The organism is Frateuria sp. Soil773, from assembly GCF_001428405.1.
Taxonomy (GTDB): domain Bacteria; phylum Pseudomonadota; class Gammaproteobacteria; order Xanthomonadales; family Rhodanobacteraceae; genus LMSL01.
Genome location: NZ_LMSL01000034.1, coordinates 622 through 16,862, shown reverse-complemented (window position 1 = coordinate 16,862; position 16,241 = coordinate 622). Strand labels below are relative to the sequence as shown.

Sequence of the window (16,241 nt, the reverse complement as noted above, 5' to 3'; positions counted from 1 at the left end):
AGCTCGTCCCTCCCTGCCCGGGCTACCGAATCGAACCCGGATCGCCCGCCACTATATCCGCGGGCGCATGGCTTTTCCTGCGCTGGATCGCACATCCGGACACCGGCGCGATACCCGGCCCACCAAGCCGCGGCCGCGGGAACGAATGGCACATGCCGCACGCCGGATGCCGCGCGACAGTCGATGCAACTCCTGCCGCCCGGATACCGTCCATGAAGCCACTGCCTGCCGCCGCCATCCTCGCGCTGTCCCTGCTGGCCGTGCTGCCCGCCCGCGGCGCCGAACTGCCGCGTGCCGCCCAGGCGGCCTTGCAGCAACTGCTGGACCGCGGCCGGGAGACCCACAGCGATGCCGTGCTGGTGGTGCGCGACGGCCGCGAGCTCGGCCACTACTACAAGAACGGCAAGGCGCCCGGCCCGATCGAGCTGATGTCGGTGACCAAGTCGGTGGTGGCGCTGGGCATCGGCCAGTTGCTGGACCAGGGCAGGATCAAGTCGATCGACCAGCCGGTGGCCGACTTCTACCCGGAATGGCGCCAGGGCCGGAAGAAGGACATCACCCTCCGCATGCTGCTCGACCATACGTCCGGGCTGCAGAACGCGATGCGCACCGACGTGGAGATCTACCCCGCGCCCGACGCCATCCAGCTCGCGCTGGCCGCCGAGCTGAGCAGCCAGCCGGGCACCGCTCCCGCCTACAACAACAAGGCGGTGAACCTGCTGGCCGGCATCGTCGAAAAGGCTTCCGGCCAGCCGATGGACGCGTTCTTCCGCGACGGCCTGTTCAAGGCGATGGGCATCCATCCCGGCCCGTGGGAGAAGGACAAGGCCGGGCACCCGTACGCCATGTCCGGCCTGCCGCTCACCGCCGCCGACCTCGCCAGGCTGGGCCAACTGGTCGCCGACCGCGGCCGCTGGCACGGCCGCCAGTTGCTGTCGCCCGGCTTCGTCGATGCGATGCTGGCGCCGAGCAGCATGGAAGGCGAATGCGGCCTGCTGTGGTGGCGGCAGCGGCAATGGCTGCACTTCGACACCGACCCGGCCAGCTTCGCCCTGCTGCGCAAGCGCGGCGTCCCCGAAGCCACGGTGCAGAAGCTGCAGGCCGGCCTGGCGGGAGCCCACTTCGACGGCACCGCGGCGATGCAGGCCGGCATCGCCAGGGCGCTCGGCCCCGACGCGCGTTCGATCATGGCCGACCAGTTGATCAGGCGAGGCATCGGCCCCTACCGCCTGTTCAAGCTCGACCAGGGCCCCGTCGCGGCCTACGAAGGCAACGGCGACGGAGGCCAGTTCGTGGTGGTGGTGCCCAAGGCCGGCCTGGTGGCCGTGCGCCAGATCGACGCCGGCGGCGACCAGGAAGCCGACGGCGAAGGCTACGAGGACTTCACCGACCGCGTGCTCGCGCTGGCGAAGGCCACCGGCGCATTGGGCAAGGACACCGCCTCGCCCTGAAAGCCCGTTCGCGATCCACCGTCGTTCCTGCGGCCGTTGAGAGCTCCGGGGTGGCGTTTCAACCGGCCCCGGGGCCGGGCGGTCCGCGGTGGCCCGCGGCCGGCCCACCACGGCCTCCAAACATGGTTAGAATCTGAGATTCGAACGATCGTTTGGAGCATGCACGATGATGCGTTTCCTGCGCTGGATCGTCCCGCTGTCGCTGCTGCTGGGCCTGGTGGCCTGCGGCCCGCCGCGCAAGAGCGTGTTCCCGCCGGCCGTCAGCATCCAGCAACTGGTGGTGCAGCCGGACGGCACCTGGAAGCTCACCCTGCGCATCCAGAACAACAGCTACGGCGAGATGGATTTCCACGCCATCGAGGGCGAGCTGAAGTTCGCCGACGGCGTCCCGGTGCGCCTGCACGGCAAGTTCGAGCGCGACATCCCGGCGTTCGCCGGCGACGTGGTCGACCTGTCCGTGCTGCCCACCGCGGCCATGGCCGGGACGCTCAAGGCCGCGGCCGCCAAGGGCAGCGCCGGCGCGGTCGCCTACAGCATCGGCGGCACCGCCAGCGCCAAGCCCGAGCAGGAAGACGCACCGCGCGACTTCGCCTTCCACGGCAACGACTGGCTCTCGCCGGTGCCCGGCATCGCCCATACCTGGCGCTGAACGCGCCGTTTCCGCCCCTTTCCCGCACCAAGGACCCGTCATGACCCTGTACAAGGCCCCGCTCGACGACCAGCGCTTCGTTCTCTTCGACCTGTTCGGCGCCGAGGCGATCCTCACCGCGCTCGAAGGCGGCGAGGGCCATACCCGCGACCTGCTGGACGCCGTGCTGGAAGAAGCCGGCAAGCTCAGCGAGCAGGTGCTGGCGCCGACCAACGCCGCCGGCGACGAGGAAGGCTGCCACTACGACAAGGCCACCCAGGCGGTGACCACGCCGAAAGGCTTCAAGGAAGCCTTCAGGCAGTTCTCCGAGGGCGGCTGGGCCGGCCTCACCGCCGCCGAGCACTTCGGCGGCCAGGCCCTGCCGGGCGTGCTGGGCACCGCCACCACCGAGCTGTTCCAGAGCGGCAACCTGGCCTGGAGCCTGTACCCGCTGCTGTCCGAGGGCGCCTGCCACGCGCTGGAGATCCACGGCACCGACGCGCAGAAGGACACCTACCTCAAGCCCATCGTCGAAGGCCGCTGGACCGGCACCATGTGCCTCACCGAGCCGCAGGCCGGCTCCGACCTCGGCCTGCTGAAGACCCGCGCCGAGCCGGGCGCCGACGGCAGCTACCGGATCACCGGCACCAAGATCTTCATCAGCGCCGGCGAGCACGACCTCACCGAGAACATCGTGCACCTGGTGCTGGCCCGCCTGCCCGACGCGCCGCCCGGCAGCCGCGGCATCTCGATGTTCATCGTGCCCAAGTTCAAGGTGAACGCGGACGGCTCGCCCGGCGAGCGCAACAGCGTCGCCGCCGGCGCCATCGAGCACAAGATGGGCATCCGCGGCTCGGCCACCTGCGTGATGAACTTCGACGGCGCCGAGGGCGTGCTGATCGGCCAGCCGCACAAGGGCCTGGCGGCGATGTTCACCATGATGAATGCCGCGCGCCTCTCCGTCGGCGTGCAGGGCCTGGCGCTGTCCGAGCGCGCGCTGCAGAACAGCCTCAACTACGCGCGCGAGCGCCTCCAGGGGCGCGCGCTCACCGGCCCGAAATTCCCGAACAGCCCGGCCGACCCGCTGGAAGTGCACCCGGACGTGCGCCGCATGCTGCTGACCCAGCGCGCCTTCGTCGAAGGCTCGCGCGCGCTGCTGCTGTACGCCGCGTTGCAGACCGACATCGAGGCCCGCGCCACCGACGAGGCGGCGCGCAGGAAGGCCGGCGAGCTGGTCGCGTTCCTGATCCCGATCGCCAAGGGCATGGTCACCGAGTGGGCGCAGGAATGCACCAAGGAAGCCTTGCAGGTCTACGGCGGCCACGGCTACATCGCCGAGAACGGCATGGAGCAGTTCGTCCGCGACGCGCGCATCATCACCCTCTACGAAGGCACCACCGGCATCCAGGCCGCCGACCTGCTCGGCCGCAAGATCCTCCAGTTGCAGGGCGTGGGCTTCAAGCACTTCCTGGAGGAGATCGGCGCGTTCTGCCAGCAGCACGCCAACGACGAGGCGCTTCGCGAGTTCATCGCGCCGCTGGTGATCGCCACCAAGAACTGGGGCGAACTCACCCTTGCGCTCGCCGCGCGGGTCAAGGAGAACGCCGACGAACTCGGCGCCGCCGCCACCGACTACCTCTACTACTCCGGCTACGTCACGCTCGCCTACCTGTGGGCGCGCAGCGTGGCCGCCGCCAACGCCGGCACGCAGTCGGGCGATTTCAAGAAGGCCAAGCGCGACACCGCGAAGTTCTACTTCGCGCGCATCCTGCCGCGCTGCCTGGTGCACCAGGCCGGCATCGAGTCCGGCGTGGCCAGCCTGCCGGAGATTGGCTGAGCTTTCCGGTTCCAGCGGCAGCAACAAGCAAAAGCCCGGCGATGCCGGGCTTTTTTCTTGTTCCAGGCTCGTCCGGCACGACCATGCCCCTATCGAACCCAGGCTTACGAGGCCATGTGACGGGCGACATTTTCCTGGCTCGACCTCGCAGCTAGATTTGGCATTCGCCCACGATTCGAGACAAGGACAGTCATGGCAAACGAAAACATGCGCCTGAGTGCTGCGGGTTATCGTGCTCTGCACGTCAATGAAGGTGTCGTCATGCACTATTACAACGACCGCCCCTTCCTGCAAGGATCGCCATGATGCGAATTCCGGGCATCGCCGTGCTGGCATTATCGATCTCGTTCGCATGCGGCGCACAAACGCCGCCTACGTCGGCCGACTTCCGGGGGCGCTGGCAAATCACCGACATCGTCGGCTACGGCGACATCTCAGGCGGCCTACCCGAGGCCAAGAACCTGATCGGCAAAGTCATGACCATCACGACAGACCGCATCGCCTTCGGCAAGGAATCCTGTACGCCCCATCGAGGCTTCAAGGTCACCGAAGTCGAAACTGCTCTCCTCCTCGACAAGTACTACGGCGTCAGCCCTGCCGATGTCGGCCTTCCCATGCACACCGCGCTTCTCGACAGCGACAACTGCACACCGGTATTCCGGCTGGACGAACATCGGATCGTGTTCGGTCGCGATGGCATCGTCGTTCGCGCATTCAGGATCGAGTAACCCGACCGGCCGGATTCCGCGTTGCCGCAGCCCGGCACGGGTTTCGCGCCAGCGTCGATCTAAACGCCCCTCACACTCTTTCACTTGCGCGCGCATTAGCAGCAACAAACTGAACATAGCCTCACGGCCGGACCCGCATCGCGCCCGCTCGGCCATCCGCATGGGTTAGGTTTCAAGGGACAGCACATGGACGATCCCCTTCCCACCATGCTTGCACCTGCTGTCACCGCGAACGCGAGCAAGAACATCGGAGATTGCGATGAGAATTCGAGCCACTCGGGTTGCCGTACTGACGGCGGGCATCATGGCGCTGGGCCTGGCCGGCTGTTCGCAGTACGTGAAGAAAACCGACTTCACCGCCGCCATCCAGGATCTTCAGCAGAAGCAGCAGGACCAGCAGCAGCAGATCGACGCGATCAAGCAGCAGATGCAGTCGCAGTTCTCCAAGTACGACGCGCAGATCACCAGCATGCAGGGCCGCGTCAGCGTCGACACCGTGGCGCATTTCGCCTTCAACAGCGCCACCCTGAACGAGCAGGACAAGCCTGCGCTGCAGGACTTCGCCGAGACGATCGGCAAGTACCACCCCGACGTGCTGGTGACGGTGGAAGGCTTCACCGACCCGGCCGGCTCGCGCGGCTACAACCGCAGGCTGGGCGCGGAACGGGCCAAGGCCGTGCGCGACTTCCTGGTGAGCAGCGGCCTGCCCGAGGACAAGGTGCGCGCCGTCAGCTACGGCGAGGACAGCAACCGCCAGGTCGTCAAGGGTGCCAGCCATGACCGCGGCAACGACAACCGCCGCGCTTCGCTGACGGTGGACTACGCCGGCACCGCCGCCAGCACCGCTTCCTGATCCATCCCCGGCGCGTGGCCGGCTGCCTCCGCGCCGGCCACGCCGCACGGGAGAGGCATGGCACGCCCGGCTGGCGCACCCCGGTCCGCGCGGCGGCCTCGCCCGCGCGCGACCCGGCACGATTCGGGTAGGCTGGGCGGGCCTAGTCCACCTGGGGATCGCCATGTCGCCATACCGCCTTGCGGCAGGATGGAAGCCTGCCTGGTTCGCCTTGCTGTTCGCCTTCTCCGCCGCCGGGCAGGCCGCGGACACGCCGCAGGCGAAGTATCCGGACTACCCCAGCGAAACCCCGGCGAAGTTCGTGCCGGCCACCGCCAGCTTCGACTACGTGCAGCGCGACGTGATGATCCCGATGCGCGACGGCGTGAAGCTGCACACCGTCATCCTGGTGCCGAAGGGCGCCAGGCACGCCGGCATCCTGCTCACCCGCACCCCCTACGACGCCAAGGCGTTGACCGCGCACACGATGAGCGGCCACCTCGGCCCGATGCTGCAGGGCTACGACAACCCCGCCGACGTGATCGTCGAGGACGGCTATATCCGCGTGGTGCAGGACGTGCGCGGCAAGTACGGTTCCGAGGGCGACTACGTGATGAACCGCCCGGTGCATGGGCCGCTCAATCCCACCCCGGTGGACGACGCCACCGACACCTACGACACCATCGACTGGCTGGTGAAGAACATCCCAGAGTCGAACGGCAAGGTCGGCACGCTGGGCATCTCCTACGACGGCTTCGAGCCGCTGATGGCGTTGGTGAACCCGCACCCGGCGCTGAAGGTGTCGGTGCCGATGAACCCGATGGTCGACGGCTGGATGGGCGACGACTGGTTCCACCACGGTGCCTTCCGCCAGCAGAACATGAGCTACATCTACGAGCAGACCGCCAGCCGCGACAACGGCATCAAGTGGTGGACCAGCTTCCACGACGAGTACGACCTTTTCATGCACTTCGGCTCCGCCGGCGAGCTGGGCCGGCAGTACGGTATGGAGCAGCTCGGCTTCTGGAACAAGGTGCTCGCCCATCCGGCCTACGACAGCTTCTGGAGCGGCCAGGCGGTGGACAGGCTGCTCGCCGCGCAGCCGCTGAAGGTGCCGGTGATGCTGGTGCACAGCCTGTGGGACCAGGAAGACATCTACGGCGCGCTCGCCGTGTACCGTGCGATCAAGCCCAAGGACACCGGCGGCGGCATGGTGAAGCTGGTGATGGGCCCGTGGCATCACGGCCAGCAGATCGGCGAAGGCAGCTCGCTCGGCGCGATCCGCTTCGGCAGCGACACCGCGAAGTATTTCCGCGAGAAGATCCTGCGCCCCTACCTTGCGCAATACCTCAAGGACGGCGCGCCGGACGCCGGCCTCGCCCCGGTCACCGCGTTCCAGACCGGCAGCAACCAGTGGCAGCGGCTCGACCGCTGGCCGCTCGCCTGCGACAGCGGCTGCGCCGCGGGGAGCCGCAAGCTCTACCTGGAGCCCGGCCAGAAGCTCGGTTTCGCCGCGCCTGCCACTGGCGCGGCATACGACGAATACGTCTCCGACCCCGCCCACCCGGTGCCGTTCCGCGCCCGCCCGATCCAGCCGATCGGCTACGACGCCGGCCAGACCTGGTCGCAATGGCTGGTCGACGACCAGCGCGAAGCCTCCGGCCGCACCGACGTGCTCAGCTACGTCTCCGAGCCGCTTACCGCACCGCTGACCATCGCCGGCGCGCCCGAGGTGAACCTGGTCGCCTCCACCAGCGGCACCGACAGCGACTGGGTGGTCAAGCTGATCGACGTCTACCCCGACCAGGTCGCCGAACAGCCCGAGATGGGCGGCTACCAGCTCGCCGTGTCGATGGACATCCTGCGCGGCCGCTACCGCGAAGGCTTCGCCGAAGCGAAACCGATCGCCGCCAACCAGCCCCTCGCCTACCGCTTCGCCCTGCCCGCCGCCAACCACGTCTTCCTGCCCGGCCACCGCATCATGGTGCAGGTGCAATCGAGCTGGTTCCCCCTCTACGACCGCAACCCGCAGACCTTCGTGCCCAACATCTTCTGGGCCAGGCCGGCGGATTACGCGAAGGCGACGCAGCGGGTCTATCACGCGCCGGACAAGGCGAGCTTCATCGCGCTGCCGGTGATCGGTGGCTGAAGCAGCCACCCTTGCCCACGGCGCACGCGTTTGCGCAGTGCCGCCCTTGCCGTTCGGCCGGCTTGATCCATTCGATGCCGGCTTTCGATCCTGGAGGCCGTCCGTCGTCGCGAGCGCAACGACCGCTTGGCAGCGGATATCGCGGACACGAAAGATCGCGCGCATGACGCGGCCTGGTTACTGGCGTGTCTCCGCAGGCTCTCCGAACCATCGCGTCATGGCCCGGGCCGCTTCGTCGGGATCGGGAGCGGCCTCGGCGACCCAGGCAACCACGCCATCGGGCCGCACCAGCACGGCGCCCAGGCCCAGCGTGTCCTTCGCCCCGCTTGCGACATAGGCAACCCGGCCGCCCCAGCGCCTCGCCACCGCCCGCAGCGGTGCACGGGCATCGAAATCCAGCAGCAGGCCTTGGCCCGTCCTGAGGAATTCACCGAGCTTCGTCCCGTCGGCCAGTTCGAAGTCGGGTGCGCTGCGGCCCACCAGCGGATGCTCGCTGCCCAGGTCGTAGCGCACGGAAACGCCCCATACGCGCTCGGCGAAATAAGTCGCGCCATCGCGTGTGTCGATGAGGTCGCGGACGATGGCTTCGAGCGCGCGTGCATGCCTGCTCGGCCGCATCAGCGCCACCTGGGCGCGCGACCAGTCGAGCACCTGCGCGCCCACCGGGTGACGTTCGCTCTCGTAGCTGTCGAGCAGGCCGGCCGGCGCGTCGCCGCGGATCGTCGCGGCGAGCTTCCAGCCCAGGTTCATCGCGTCGCCGAAACCGAGGTTGAGCCCCTGTCCGCCCAGCGGCGAATGGATGTGCGCGGCATCGCCGGCGAGCAGCACGCGGCCCTTGCGGTACGTCGTGGCCTGGTAGGCGCGATCCGTCCAGGTGGTGCCGGCCTTGAGCGCCGTCACCGTGACGTCGACGCCGGCGATACGCCGCAACACCGCCTGCACGTGCTCGCGCGTGAGCGGCGTTCGATGGCACGCGCCGCCGTCGAAATCGGCCATCGCGAGGTAGCCCGGCTGACCCTGCATGTACATGCCCGCCGGCGTGTAGTTGCGGCCCGGCCGAAGCTTCTCCGGATCGGCGATGTTGACCAGCACGGAATAGCCGGTGAACTCCGGATCGGTGCCGGCGAACCCGAAGCCGCCGGCCTTGCGCACGGTGCTGCGGGCGCCGTCGCAACCGACCAGCCAGCGCGCGTGGAAACTCCCGCCACCGGCGCGGACGGTCACGTCCTCGTCCGACGCATCGAAGCCCTCGACATCGAGGCCACGCCGCACCTCGACGCCCATCGCGCCCGCGCGTGCGGCCAGCGCGGATTCGATGCGCTCCATGTCGGTCGACACGTTGGCGATCGGCGAGCCCGGCAGGCGGTACGGCCACTTCGCAGTGTCGATGTTCTCGTAGTCGAACTGGATGCCGGCGAAGTGCCCGGCCGGATGGCGCGGCCGCTGCGCACCCTGCGCGGTCGGCGACGCACCGCTGCCGAAGCCGATGCTCGACGGTTGCGGCAGCGCGATATCGTCCAGCATGCCGCGGCGGTAGAAGGCATCGGTGCTGGGCGCCCACAGGCCGCGCCGCCCGAAGGGAAGCCGCTTCAGCGGAGAATGCGGATCCCCGGCCCGTTCCAGCACCAGCACCGAGAGACCCGCGAGGCGCAGCTCGCAGGCCAGGAACAGGCCGACCGGCCCCGCGCCGGCGATCACGACGTCATGCATCAAGGCAGTGTCCTCAGGTGCGCAGGAAGTGGGCCACACCGAACGTTAAGGAAAATTGTTACACTCAGTGCAAGTTTTGCAGGATGGATCGCGACATGTCAAACCAGCCCGGGCACCGCGACCGCAAGAAGGCAGCGACACGCCAGGTGATCTCGGACGTCGCCACGCGCCTGTTCGTCGAACGCGGCTTCGAGAATGTCTCGATCGACGAGATCGCGCGCGAGACGGGCGTCGCCCGCAAGACCGTGTTCAACTACTTCCCGCGCAAGGAAGACCTGGTCTTCGACCGCGAGGAAGAAAGCCGCGAACTGGTCCGCCAGGCGCTCGCCGCACGCGGCGGGCAGCCACCCATCCGCGCCTTCCAGACCCTGATGCGCGCCCTGCTGGAAGACCGGCACCCCATCTTCCGGATCAACCAGCGCCCCATCCGGTTCTGGCGCACCGTCGCCGACAGCCCGGCCCTCGTCACGCATGCGCGCAAGCTGCAAGGCACGCTCGCCGACGACCTGGCCGGCATGCTCGCCGACGCCGCAGGCAAGCCGCCCCACGACCCCCACGCCCGCCTCGCCGCCGCCATGCTGATGGACACCCTGGTGATCGCCTACGGCGAAGCGCTACGCGCCTTCCGCGAGAAGCGGAAACCCGCGGCGGCTTTCGCGGACGTGATGGAACGCGGTTTCGCCGGCGTCAATGCCGCGCTTGCCGGGACGGTGTATGTGTGAGCTGGCGCTCAACCTTCGCCGCGGCCGATCCGTTCCAGGATGCGGCACAGATGCGCGAGGTTGGTCGCCGAGGGTTGCCGCAAACCCGCCGGAGCGTTGTCGTGCGTGGTGCCGCGCGCCTGGCCGACGGCCCACCAGCCCGCGCGGGCGAGCTACACCACGGCGACTCCCCGTAGGCAATGAGGCATCAAAAAAGACGCGACGCCTCTGCGAAGCCGTATCACGCTTGCGCGCCCAGGATGGGGCCGGCGAGCGCCACACCGTCCAACTGACCACCTTCCTGATTATCCGTTTCCGACCCGAAGCCGCCGCTCAAAGGGCGGCTCCATCTGCCCGGCTTTGCGTTCGATTGTTAGCCGGACGCAGCAAAGATAAACTCCGACAAGAACAATGGTTTGCGCGTGAATCCTTTTCAGCGACCAAGGGTGAATAACTGGACGGGCTTGTCCGTATATTCAGTAGTTAAGTCTCAGGGCACATTCGCATGTATCGATCAGAGCTTCACGAAATACTAGTCCAAGCACTTGAACGTTCCAAATGGACTCGATCAACTCGTGACGAAGACAATTACAGGCAGGTGATCTGCTCTCACCTCTATGCCGATATCTCCCCAAATAACACAGAAATACCGTCAACCAGGTCAGGCTCCGGCGACATTCGAATCTTTGGAAGAAAGATAGAGCTCAAGTACGTAAACCCTCAGAAGCGTGACAAACTTGACATTATCTTGGCCGACATTGACCTTCTGCTGGAGTCCAAGGTTGAGTTCTGTATTGTCGCGCTTCGCTTTGACTCTGAGCACAAAGATACGCATCTTGTTAGGACGGTGGACATTCCGTTACTCTCGGCAAATGGCGCAGCTGCACCGATTGCCCAACACGCTCCTCACAATTACTACGGACCTGGAATCTTCCTGCCCGCTTGCTATCCCCACGCAATATCACGCGTCTCGATCACAGAGAGCGGAAAGTCAAAGAAGACGAACTCATATCTTTCAGTTGAACAAGCCCACAATCTGGAGCGCTCGTGCTTTCTGCGTGTTGGCGCAAATAACCTGCACGTCGACGTTATTGGATCACGCGAAGATGGTCTTTTGATTCTTCTTTACAAGCGCGCCGACGACGTTACGTTTGATACCAAAGTTGGACTTCAAAGTATTGAGGTTCCGTACGCACCCGCCCCATTGCAACTAGCAACATTAGAGCGCGTTGACGTAAAAACGAAGCCCGGTCTCGCAGGTAGAAAGGTCGGTATATTGGAACAAGACGTTCCTCGGATCTTATTATGATTTTGAAGTTGTCGTCGCGAGACTAAGGCCTAACAATTCAAGCCGACGCCGCCACGCGGCGCAGCTTAACTCAAGGCATTGAATCCGCCGCCGAAAGCAGCCAATCCATAAACGTGCAAGGCCCTTCGCTTTCCGCGTGTGCCTAAACGTATCCACTTAAACCCAGGTTGGATTTCGGCACACCCCCCAAGCCCGGCCTACGGATTTTCGCCCTTCACCGCCTCCAACTGCACCCGCAGGATCCGCCGCAGCTCCAGGATCGCCGCGGGGGTTTCCTGCACGCTGTGCCAGGAAGGGATCGCCAGTTCGGAGTCGGCGCCGTCGAGGTGGGCGCTGCTGTAGGGGACTACGCCGTCGCTGGTGGTCGGTAGCGGGCCCTTGGGTTTATAGACGCCGACGATGGTGTGGTAGTGCACGCGCGGGGAGATCGGCAGCTTGGCCGTCGCGGTGATGAAGGGGTCGGTGTCGCTGAGGTTGCCGATGCTGTTGGATACGTGCAGCGCGGGGCCTTGCTTGCCGGAGTCGTCCTTCAGCAGTTCTGACAGGCTCGCCACTTCCTTCAGCACGGTGACCGGCAGGCGGATCAGTTCACCGATCCAGCGCGCCAGCCGGTGCTGCGCGTACGGCGTGCCGCGATGCGGCGAGGCGAGGAACACGGCGCGGGTCACCTGCGGCATCGGGGTGAATTGCAGGTAGGGCGCCAGCCGCTGCCGCACACGGGCGCGCTTGGCGGGCGACAGGTCGGCGCGCAGCGGGACGATGTCCCACAGCTTGTCGCCGCTGGACGACACCAGCAGGCGCGCGATGACGCCGCCCATGCTGTGCCCGACCAGCACCATGTTCCGCGACGCGCGGGCCTGGCCGGAGGGATCGAAGTGCTTCAGGGTCGCGTCCAGCGCCTTGCGGATGTTGAGGAGATTGACCGCGACCGGCGCGTTGGTCGGGTAGTAGACCTCCCACACCTGGTAGTTGCGGCGCAGTTCCTCGTCGCCCATCACCTCGTTGGCCACGTTGATCCAGGCTTCCGGGCTGCTGGCGAGGCCGTGCAGCATCACCACCACCATGCGGTCGGGATCGTACGGCTGCATCAGCAGCACGCGCGGCGTCTTGATGCCGCCTTCGCGGCCCAGCAGGGAACGGATCGACTGGCTGGCGAAGCCCGAGCGGGCCAGCCACACGCCGTAGGCGGCGGTGAAATTGGCGCCCAGCGGCACCACCCGGCCGCCGACGGTGACCGTATCGTCGCGGTAGGGATCCTTCGCCAGCAGGCGCACTTCCTTCGTCGCCAGCACCTGCTCCAGCGTGTCGCCGCCGAAGACCAGCGCGCCGGTCAGCGACATGTAGTCGGGATCGCGCCAGGGCACGTCCTTGGCCGGCGTGTCCGGCGGCGCCACGGCGACGAAGTCCGAGCCGAAGCCGTCGCGCCGGTAGACGTTGCGCAGCCCGTTGAAGCGCAGGCTCGCGGCGGGGATGAGTTCCGACGGCACCTGCGCGCCGCCGGCCAGGTGCACGTCGGACTGCGGCCTCAGCACGGTCCAGCCGGCCAGCGTGGTCCGGGTCCAGCGCGGGTCCAGGTGCGGCAGCTCCTCGAAGAAACGGGTCACCGTGTGCTGCACGGCGAAGTTGTAGAAGCCGATCACCTGCACCTGGCGCAGCTCGAAGGCGCGGTCGGCCGGCGCGCGCGCGGTGTAGAACAGATAGGCATAGGCGTAGCGCGCGGCCTGCAGGTAGGCGTCGAGCGCGACGTCGTCCATCGACGCGCCGGCCTTCGGGCGCCCGGCCTTGGCCGCCCTTCCCAGCCACAGCTCGGCGAGCGCCGAGAGCCGCTGTTCGTCGTCGAGGCCCGGCGAACCGGCCACGGTCTGCGTGCAGTCGGCGAACGCCTTCTCGCAGCTCGACGCGGTCAGCGCCACCACGTTGAGCGCCTGCACCGTGCTGTCGCTCAACCGCCCGCCGCCGATCACGTCGGCGCGGCGCTCGTTGATCGCCTCGTTCGACTTGACCCGGCTCACCCCCACCATCGCGCACGCGTTGAGGCACAGGAGCGCGGCCAGGACGGCGCATCGCACGATCCAGACCTGCGTTCCGTTTCGCATGGGCGGCTTGTTCCCTCGGGCCGGGCGGCGATAGAAGGGATTGTAGCCATGGCGGCCGGCCGCGACGATGCCGGTTTCCGGCGTTGTCATCCCGCCGCCGACGCGGCACGCTTGCACGACCGGGCCCATGGCAGGAGCGAGATGACCAGGACACGCAGGATGATCGGCAGGGCGGCGCTCGTCGTGCTGGCCGGGCTCGTCGCCTTCGTCTCGGGCGCCTGGGGCGCGCTGGCGCTGTGGTATCAGCTGCCGGGCGGCGCCGTCTGGCGTACGCTCGGCAGCGTGCTGTGGGGCCTGGCCGTGGTCGCCCTGGCCGTGCTGGCCGTCGGCCGGCGCAGTTGGCTGCCGCTGGCCGCCTACGTGCTGCTCTACGCCGTGCTGCTGCTGTGGTGGTCCACCATCGCGCCGTCCAACCAGCGTGTCTGGGCGGACGACGTGTCGCAATTGCTCAGCGGCACGGTCGACGGCAGCCGGGTCACCCTCAACCACGTGCGCGACTTCACCTGGCGCAGCGACACCGACTACGACGTCCGCTGGGAAACGCGCCAGTACGACCTGGACCGGCTGGTCTCGGCGGATGCGGTGCTCTCCTACTGGGGCAGCAAGGCGATCGCGCACGCGATGATCTCGTTCGGCTTCGACGACGGCCGCCACGTGGTGTTCTCGGTGGAGATCCGCAAGGAGCGCGGCGAGCAGTTCTCGGCGATCGGCGGGTTCTTCAAGCAGTTCGAGACCATCCTGGTCGCCGCCGACGAGGACGACATCATCCGCGTGCGCACCAACGTGCGCGGCGAGGACGACTACCTCTACCCGCTGCGCATGGATAAGCCGGCGATGCGCGCGCTGTTCCTCTCCTACGTGCATGCCGCCAACGGGCTGGTGGACACGCCGGCGTTCTACAACACGATCACCTCCAACTGCACCACCCTGGTCTACCGCATGGCGAAGCTGATCCAGCCGGGTCTGCCGCGCGACATCCGCCTGCTGCTCACCGGCTACCTGCCGGAATACCTCTACAAGGCCGGCGTGCTGGACCGCAGCCTCAGCGTCGAGCAATGGCGCCAGCGCGGCCGCATCACCGAACGGGCGCGCCAGGTGGGGCCGGACGGCGACTTCTCCGCGGCGATACGCGTCGGCATTCCCGGCGCCGCCGCACCCGCGGCCGACGCCCGGCCCTGACCCGCCTGCGCGCGGCCGCGAGGCACACGGCCGCATGAATAGGGAGACCGGCGGTACTTCCGCGGCATCGCCCGCCGGGTGTAGAACCAACGTTCCGACTGACTCCGCTCCCCATCCGCCACTCCATGAGCGACAACGCGATCCTGATCCGGCTGGCCGAAGACGACGATGCGTTCATCCTCGGCCTGGTTCCCCGCTTCGTCGATTTCGCCCTGCCGCCCTGGCGGCGGCGGCACGAATGCATCGAAGGCATCCGCAGCGACCTGGCGCACCACCTGGACGACCAGCCTGCGAACAGCTTCCTGTTCGTGGCGGAGGACGCGCAGGACGGCGCGCCGGTGGGTTTCGTACACCTGCAGAAGGTCCAGGACTATTTCACCGGACGCACCAACTGCCACATCTCGGACCTGGCGGTGGCGCCGGCGCACGAGGGGCGCGGCATCGGCAAGGCCCTGCTGGCGCACGCCGAGGACTGGGCGCGCGAGCATCGCTGCGCGCTGGTGACGCTGTCGGTGTTCCCCGGCAACGAACGCGCGCGCGCCCTGTACGAGGCCAGCGGCTACGCCACCGACCTGCTGCGGCTCGCCAAGCCGGTTCGCTAGCGGGCCCGCTGGATCCGGATGGTCTGCGCACCGCGCGCGGCGGACGCTGCCGCGACAGTCCCGCGTGCCCGCCGCCGGCGACGGGCCCGAACCCCGTTCACGATCTCTGGCTCCCCATCCCGCGTCATCCCGGCGAATCCCGAAAAAGGGGGCAAGAGCCGGGATCGAGCGCCTTCGGAGCTCTGGAGCATCAAGTCACTGGATTCCTGCGGCTCTCAACGGTTGCAGGGCCGGTCGGACGGGACAAAGCGAGCCTTGCGAGCGTCGAGCAGTCGAAGACTGGCCCCGAAGGAGCGAGCGCAGCGAGTCATCCAATGACCCGATACCGCACATCTCCATAAGCACCGGATCCCAGCCCTTGCCCCCCTTTTTCGGGGTTCGCCGGGATGACTCCACGGGAAAGATCGTGAACAGGCTCTCAGTAGCTTCGGCCGTCGACCTGCTTGCGCTTGAGGCCGGCCAGCTCGATACCTTCCAGGCAGCGTACGTTGATCGCCGCCATTGCCGCGCCGTCGGGCCCGGTGCCGAAGCCGAACGGGGCGCAGCCGCAGTTCGGGCAAAACTTGTGCTGGATGACGTGCCTGTTGAACAGGTAGGTCGCCATGTCCGCCTCCGGCGTGACCAGGCTCAGCCTGTCGCGCGGCACGAACCACAGCAGGTAGCCCTTGCGGCTGCAGTGCGAGCAGTTGCACTCCATCGCTTCATCGAATTCGCCTTCGACGTCGAAGGCGATGCGTCCGCAATGACAACTGCCGTGGTAATGCATGGATGCGCTCCAGCCGGGAGGGAGGCCGGCAGTATCGGCGCAGCGCGGCCTGCGCGGCAAGGAACGGCGCCGCATCCGGGCGGCGTTCCCCGGACACAAAAAATGCCCGTCGTCAAGCTCCGAGCAGGGACATTCAGCAAGAAAGAACCTCAATCTCCTCAAAAGCTTAGGAAGGTTCCGGGCATCTTCACGCAGTAGCGGCAATGGACGCTGGGTGCCGTGCAGGTGCCACGCGATAGCAAGGCAGAGAGCA

At 67.3% G+C, this 16,241-nt stretch carries 13 protein-coding genes; 10 read left to right on the top strand and 3 right to left on the bottom strand.

The features are described from left to right. The first annotated feature begins 212 nt into the window (after positions 1–212). From ASG87_RS09960 to ASG87_RS09935, 6 genes are all read left to right on the top strand, one after another. Positions 213–1,451 (top strand): serine hydrolase, encoded by a 1,239-nt coding sequence (locus ASG87_RS09960; RefSeq protein WP_056004528.1) that lies wholly within the window; start codon positions 213–215, stop codon positions 1,449–1,451. Between the two features lie 169 nt (positions 1,452–1,620). Continuing rightward, complete coding sequence (locus tag ASG87_RS09955) at positions 1,621–2,100, top strand: hypothetical protein (protein ID WP_056004851.1); 480 nt, start codon at positions 1,621–1,623, stop codon at positions 2,098–2,100. Positions 2,101–2,140: 40 nt separating this feature from the next. After that, positions 2,141–3,916, top strand: a complete 1,776-nt coding sequence (locus ASG87_RS09950; protein ID WP_056004526.1) for an acyl-CoA dehydrogenase C-terminal domain-containing protein — start codon at positions 2,141–2,143, stop codon at positions 3,914–3,916. A gap of 302 nt (positions 3,917–4,218) precedes the next feature. Further along, positions 4,219–4,644: a hypothetical protein gene (locus tag ASG87_RS09945; RefSeq protein ID WP_056004524.1), complete on the top strand. Its 426-nt coding sequence runs from the start codon at positions 4,219–4,221 to the stop codon at positions 4,642–4,644. A gap of 259 nt (positions 4,645–4,903) precedes the next feature. Continuing rightward, positions 4,904–5,497: an OmpA family protein gene (locus tag ASG87_RS09940; protein WP_056004522.1), complete on the top strand. Its 594-nt coding sequence runs from the start codon at positions 4,904–4,906 to the stop codon at positions 5,495–5,497. A 163-nt stretch (positions 5,498–5,660) separates the two neighbouring features. Further along, complete coding sequence (locus ASG87_RS09935) at positions 5,661–7,625, top strand: CocE/NonD family hydrolase (protein WP_056004520.1); 1,965 nt, start codon at positions 5,661–5,663, stop codon at positions 7,623–7,625. Between the two features lie 177 nt (positions 7,626–7,802). Here ASG87_RS09935 and ASG87_RS09930 read toward each other — a convergent pair whose 3' ends face one another. Continuing rightward, on the bottom strand, positions 7,803–9,335 hold the full coding sequence (locus ASG87_RS09930) for an FAD-dependent monooxygenase (protein ID WP_056004517.1): 1,533 nt from the start codon (positions 9,333–9,335) through the stop codon (positions 7,803–7,805). A gap of 83 nt (positions 9,336–9,418) precedes the next feature. On the opposite strand from ASG87_RS09930, the gene ASG87_RS09925 reads away from it, so the two are divergent. Both ASG87_RS09925 and ASG87_RS20035 read left to right on the top strand, forming a co-directional pair. Further along, complete coding sequence (locus ASG87_RS09925) at positions 9,419–10,057, top strand: TetR family transcriptional regulator (RefSeq protein WP_235499617.1); 639 nt, start codon at positions 9,419–9,421, stop codon at positions 10,055–10,057. Positions 10,058–10,784: 727 nt separating this feature from the next. Beyond that, positions 10,785–11,345: a hypothetical protein gene (locus ASG87_RS20035; RefSeq protein WP_157511008.1), complete on the top strand. Its 561-nt coding sequence runs from the start codon at positions 10,785–10,787 to the stop codon at positions 11,343–11,345. Between the two features lie 197 nt (positions 11,346–11,542). On the opposite strand, the gene ASG87_RS09920 is transcribed toward ASG87_RS20035, so the two are convergent. Then, entirely contained in the window at positions 11,543–13,441 is a 1,899-nt protein-coding gene (locus ASG87_RS09920) for an alpha/beta fold hydrolase (protein WP_056004848.1), read from the bottom strand. 141 nt (positions 13,442–13,582) lie between these two features. Between ASG87_RS09920 and ASG87_RS09915 the strand changes: the two genes are divergently transcribed. Further along, a complete protein-coding gene (locus ASG87_RS09915) occupies positions 13,583–14,620 on the top strand; it encodes a DUF4105 domain-containing protein (RefSeq protein ID WP_200949058.1) in 1,038 nt (345 codons plus the stop codon). Positions 14,621–14,745: 125 nt separating this feature from the next. Continuing rightward, positions 14,746–15,222 carry a GNAT family N-acetyltransferase gene (locus ASG87_RS09910; RefSeq protein WP_056004513.1) on the top strand — a complete coding sequence of 159 codons (477 nt, stop codon included), beginning with the start codon at positions 14,746–14,748 and terminating at the stop codon, positions 15,220–15,222. Between the two features lie 418 nt (positions 15,223–15,640). Here ASG87_RS09910 and ASG87_RS09905 read toward each other — a convergent pair whose 3' ends face one another. Next, positions 15,641–15,988, bottom strand: coding sequence for a GFA family protein (locus ASG87_RS09905; protein WP_056004511.1), 348 nt, complete (start codon positions 15,986–15,988; stop codon positions 15,641–15,643). Between the last annotated feature and the right edge of the window lie 253 nt (positions 15,989–16,241).